The organism is Pseudomonas sp. S4_EA_1b (genome assembly GCF_016307435.1).
GTDB classification, from domain to species: domain Bacteria; phylum Pseudomonadota; class Gammaproteobacteria; order Pseudomonadales; family Pseudomonadaceae; genus Aquipseudomonas; species Aquipseudomonas rhodesiae.
Genome location: NZ_JAEILC010000163.1, coordinates 5,064 through 9,827 on the forward strand (window position 1 = coordinate 5,064; position 4,764 = coordinate 9,827).

The window sequence follows — 4,764 nt, forward strand, 5'->3', positions numbered from 1 at the left end:
CACCACAAGAGCCCCGCTCACCACAAAAAAGTCCCTTCACCACAAGAGCCCCGGTCACCACAAAAAGCCCCGTTCACCATAACGAGTCTGATCAACAGAAAGGGCATCGCTGCTTACGGTCAGCTTGCCGGGCTGCAGGCGAGCAAGTCTGGATACATCTGGTCATCAACTGACAGACGCTCGTCACTCATCTCGGGCTAGCGTTAAAGCTCTTCAGAACAGTCATATAGAGCAACGCAATGCGCTTCCCCCCTCAATCCCATCGCCTGCGTCACGGTCGTTATTCGGAACATGGACGTAGCTACCTAGTGACCTTCGTTGTGAACCACCGTCGCCGTTTGTTCACTGACCTCTATCTGGGTCGGCTGCTGGTTGCCGAGCTGCGGCAGGCGCATGAACTGGGCCTAGTTGATTCTTTGGCCTGGGTCGTGATGCCAGACCATGTGCATTGGCTATTTGAGTTGAAGCAACGGAATTTGCCCGATGTGATAAGGCGCGTGAAGTCACGAAGTACGCTGACCATCAACCGACGCCGCCAAAGCAAGGAGCGGGTTTGGCAGCCCGGTTATCACGACAGGGCGGTGCGTGCGCAGGACGATTTGTGCAAGATGGCTCGTTACATCATTGCCAATCCCCTGCGGGCCGGCCTGGTGGAGCGGGTTGGAGATTTTTCGTTATGGGACGCCGCCTGGCTCTGATGTCTCAGCGGGCTTTGGAACATCTGGGAGGGTGTACGTCCATGCGTTTTATTTGTGGCGAGCGCGTCTCTGTGGTGAGCGGGCTTGNNCAGCCCAGCGCGGGGCAAGCCCGCCCACTACAATGCGTTCGCGGGTCTCAGCCTGCATCCTGGGTGGGTGATCACGCCGTACCGGTCGGGCCTAAAACGTGGGAGTGGCGCGCAATCTCCGTCAGGTGCTTGTCTCAATCCAGGCGGAACCGCGCCGTGTTATCGCTCAGCGCCTGGCTGCCCTTGCTCAGGGTGTCCGCCGCGCGGTTCACAGCGCGGGCGCCGTCGAGCAAGCGCCCGGCGGCCTGGTCGACTTGTTGAATATTGCCGCTGACTTCATCCGCCGTGGTCGCTTGTTCCTCTACCGCCGTGGCGATTTGCGCCAAGGTGTCGGTGACGTTCTGCACCGCGCCGGCGATCTCGCCCAATCGCACGCCCAGCCCGGTGACCGATTCGGCATCGCTCAGTGCTTGTTCGCACGCGGCGCCCATCAGGGTGACGGCCTGGGTCACGGTGGCGCGCAGGCTGTCTACCGTGCCGGCGATCTGCGCGGTGGATGCCTGAGTGCGTTGGGACAGGCTGCGCACTTCATCGGCTACCACCGCAAAGCCGCGCCCTTGCTCACCGGCGCGCGCCGCTTCGATGGCGGCGTTGAGCGCCAGCAGGTTGGTCTGCTCGGCGATACCGCGGATGGTGTCGACCACCGATTGAATCTGCTGGCCCTGATCGCTGACTTGCTGCAAGGCGGCGGCGGTGTCGGTCAGGCGTTGGTTGAGCTGCTGGATGCTGGCCGTGGTGCGTTCGCTGTCGCGGCTGCTGTCCTCGGCGATGCGCCGGGTTTGCTGGGCGCTGCCGGAGGCCTGTTCGCAACTTCTGGCTACCCCCATGGAGGTAGCGGCCAGTTGCGTGGCGGCGGCGGCGATCTGGCTGATCTGATGTTGCTGGTCTTCGACTTCGCTGAGGGTGCTACCCGATTGGGTGTTGAGGGTGATCACCGCCGAGCCGAGCTGCTGGGTTTCGTGATTGACCCCCAGCAGGCTAGTGCGCAGTTGCATCACCGCCACGTTCAATGCCGTGCTGATCGCCGCCAATTCGTCACGCCCCTGCACCGCCACTTCCACGCACAGATTGCCGTCGCGCAGGGACTCGGCCAGGGTCGTGATGCCACTGGCGCTACGCCGGATAGAAGCTTGCAAGCTCATAAACAGGTACAGCGCCGCCAAGGCCAGCAGGCCGAATGTCGCCGCCACCGGGATAAATTGCTGCAGTGAGCGATCGTGGTAATACGCCAGGCGCGCGTCCAGGGAATTGAGCGACTGGTTGCGCAGTGCGCCGAGGCTGCTCAGCATGGCGTCGACACTGCGCTCGAAAGCAGCGGTGTCGAGTTTGATCGTGCCGCCGAACACGCCGTCGTCCAGCACTTTGAGTTCGTTGTCCAGCACCTGCAGGCTGTTGTCGTACTGCGCGGTCCACGGCTCCATACCCGCGTAAGGCTTGGCCTTGAGCGATACGGCGGCCTTGATCAGTTGATCCCGCGCATCACCGATGCGGCTGCGCAGGTCACGCATCTGCAAGCGGCTCTGCAAAGTGAACTGCCCCGACGCGATGGACGACTGGCCGATGCCCGCCATGCGGCCGATGCGCTCGATCAGGTCGGGCGTCTGCTGCGTGGCGATTTGCATCGTCAGGTAGGTTTCCAACCAGGGGTCGAGGATCAGGCCGGTATCCAGCGCGATCTGCTCGCGCAATGCCTGCATGGCACCGAGCGCCGACGTGAAGCGGTCGTAGCCATCCGGCCACCAACCCACGGCGCGCAGGGATTGGCTGTCCAGGCCCTTGACTGCGCCTTGCAAGGTGTCGAAGCGTGCCTGAATGTCCGCGCTGACGTTCTGCGCCTTGAGTGTTTCACCCAAGGTTTGCAGGCTTTGTTGGATCGGTGCGTAGTTGGCATCCAAGGCGGCCATGGCAGCCTTCGCAGCGGGTGTGGGCTCGCGCAGCAGATCCACGGCCTTCCAGCGCGCAGCCAGGTTGCGCTGGGCGGTCAATTGCGCGTCCAGGCTATCGAGCGCCAACAACTGGCTGACACCGGAACGCTCGCTGGAAATCACACTTAATTTGTCCCGGTAGTCCTGACCGATCATCCACAGGCTACCCGCCAAGGGCAGCATGAACAGCAAAAACAGCAGTTGGAATTTGCGCGCGAAACCAAACTGTCCGAGCAGGCGGATACCGGGTGATAACAAACTGTGCATGTCCGACTACTCCCTCAAACCACCCAGGCGGTGCAGGGCTGGGGGAAACCTTGAAATGACTAACGGCAAAACGCCATGTCATTGATTATTCTGGGACTAGCAAGATACGGGCCGTTGAGCCACAGCCCCGAAACAGGGCAGGCGATGTGCAAAAACGCGCCGTAGCGTGCTCGAAAATGGGGCGAAAGCACTCAGTCCTGGCAGTGACGGTGTCACCGCCGGGGACGACAAGCACGGGGATGTTCGGACAAGCACACGCTTCAACCATCCGCCGTCATAGGCAGGCTATCGGCTGCCTACCGCGCAAACTTGAAGACGCGATGAGGTGTGCTTAACCCAGCAGCTCCCGGATCCATTGCACCTGCCGGGCGATGTGTTGTTGCTTGCCGTGTAGAGCGCCCTGCTCCGACTGTTCAAGGCCTGCCAGCACCTTCTGCTTCAGACGCAACGCCCGTTGCCATTTGGCCAAAAACACCGGGCTGCGCGCCTGCATCTGCAGTGGGCCGAAGTACAGTTGTTCGGCGCTGTAGGCCACCGGCCCGGCGCGTTCGGCGACGATGATTTCGTAGTAGAAGCGGTTTTCGTGCACCAGCTCTTCGTTGAGGATCGTGTAAGCGTTATCCATCAACCAATGGCGCAGCGGTGCCTCGCCGCCATTGGGTTGCAGAATCAGGCGCTCGCGGCCGCTCAAGCGCGCCTTGCCGCCGTCCAGGATGTCGCGAATCGTCTCGCCGCCCATGCCGCACAGGCTGATCGCGGTAATGACGTCGTCGGGCTCGATGGCCGCAAGGCCGTTGGCCTGGCGCACGCTGATGTGCGCTTGCAGGTCGTTATCGCGCACGGTGCGCTGGGCCGCGTGGAACGGCGTGCTCGCCAGCTCCCCCGCAACCGCCGCGCTGATCGCGCCACGACGTAACAAGGCTACCGGCAGGTATGCGTGGTCCGAGCCGATATCGGCCAGGCGCGCGCCCGACGGCACGTTCGCCGCCACGCGTTCCAGGCGCATGGATAAAGTGTGTTCGTTCAATTGAGGGTCCTATGGGCGCGTTCGAGCGTCTTACTCGCCGGAAAACCGGTCCCGGCTATTGGTCAAGTGCAGCACCATGGCTGCGCGGGCCGCGTCCGCATCCTGACGCTTGATCGCGTTAAAAATCGCCTCATGCTCCAGGTGCGCCAACTGCCCCAGCTTTGCGAAGTCCGCGCCACCGCGCTCGGCGCCCTTGACCAGGCTGCGCGGAATCATAGCGCTGCCCAGGTGCTGCATGATCTCGGTGAAGAAGGTATTGCCGGTGGCTTCGGCAATCAGCTGGTGGAAGCGTTTGTCTTCTTCCACACAACTGTCGTTGTTGGCCAGGGACGCCTGATAGTCATCCAGGGCCTGGCGCATATGGGCCAGTTGCGCATCGGAGCGTCGCCCCGCAGCCAACGCCACCGCCTGCACCTCCAGGCCCAGGCGCAGCTCCAGCATGTTGCGCACACTGGCTACCGTGTCCACATGCAGACGCAAGCCTTGCTGGGCGCGCGGCTCCAGCACAAAGGTGCCGATGCCGTGACGCGTCTCCACCAGCCCGGACGCCTGCAGCTTGGAAATGGCTTCGCGCACCACCGTGCGGCTCACGCCGTGTTCGAGAACGATGGTGGATTCGGACGGCAGTTTTTCACCGGGTTTCAACTGCCCCAACAGGATGCGCTGGGTCAGATCATCGACCACGCCTTGAGCCAGGTTGGTGGAGCGTTTGCGTGGGGTGGCTGGGGGTTGGATGGGCATTGCGACGGGTCCACGGG

Annotated in this window: 5 protein-coding genes; 2 read left to right on the forward strand and 3 right to left on the reverse strand. The window is 62.5% G+C overall.

Annotation, left to right across the window (positions count from 1 at the left end; translation table 11 throughout):
* Positions 1-201: hypothetical protein (locus tag YA0848_RS36270; protein ID WP_232925248.1), on the forward strand; the 201-nt coding region annotated here is incomplete at its 5' end.
* Positions 202-239: 38 nt separating this feature from the next.
* A complete protein-coding gene (locus YA0848_RS34260) occupies positions 240-698 on the forward strand; it encodes an REP-associated tyrosine transposase (RefSeq protein ID WP_034114598.1) in 459 nt (152 codons plus the stop codon).
* Positions 699-921: 223 nt separating this feature from the next.
* Here YA0848_RS34260 and YA0848_RS34265 read toward each other — a convergent pair whose 3' ends face one another.
* The 3 genes from YA0848_RS34265 to YA0848_RS34275 all read right to left on the reverse strand — a co-directional run bounded on the left by YA0848_RS34265 (position 922) and on the right by YA0848_RS34275 (position 4,747).
* On the reverse strand, positions 922-2,979 hold the full coding sequence (locus tag YA0848_RS34265; RefSeq protein ID WP_034099263.1) for a methyl-accepting chemotaxis protein: 2,058 nt from the start codon (positions 2,977-2,979) through the stop codon (positions 922-924).
* Between the two features lie 331 nt (positions 2,980-3,310).
* The gene (locus tag YA0848_RS34270; protein WP_169902366.1) at positions 3,311-4,006 is read right to left on the reverse strand and encodes a tRNA (adenine(22)-N(1))-methyltransferase; all 696 of its coding nucleotides are present in this window, start codon (positions 4,004-4,006) and stop codon (positions 3,311-3,313) included.
* A 30-nt stretch (positions 4,007-4,036) separates the two neighbouring features.
* Positions 4,037-4,747: a FadR/GntR family transcriptional regulator gene (locus tag YA0848_RS34275; protein ID WP_034114601.1), complete on the reverse strand. Its 711-nt coding sequence runs from the start codon at positions 4,745-4,747 to the stop codon at positions 4,037-4,039.
* Between the last annotated feature and the right edge of the window lie 17 nt (positions 4,748-4,764).

Coding starts and splice junctions, on each gene's coding strand:
- YA0848_RS34260 (WP_034114598.1), top strand. CDS start 240: ATGCGCTTCCCCCCTCAATCCCATCGCCTGCGTCACGGTCGTTATTCG.
- YA0848_RS34265 (WP_034099263.1), bottom strand. CDS start 2,979: ATGCACAGTTTGTTATCACCCGGTATCCGCCTGCTCGGACAGTTTGGT.
- YA0848_RS34275 (WP_034114601.1), bottom strand. CDS start 4,747: ATGCCCATCCAACCCCCAGCCACCCCACGCAAACGCTCCACCAACCTG.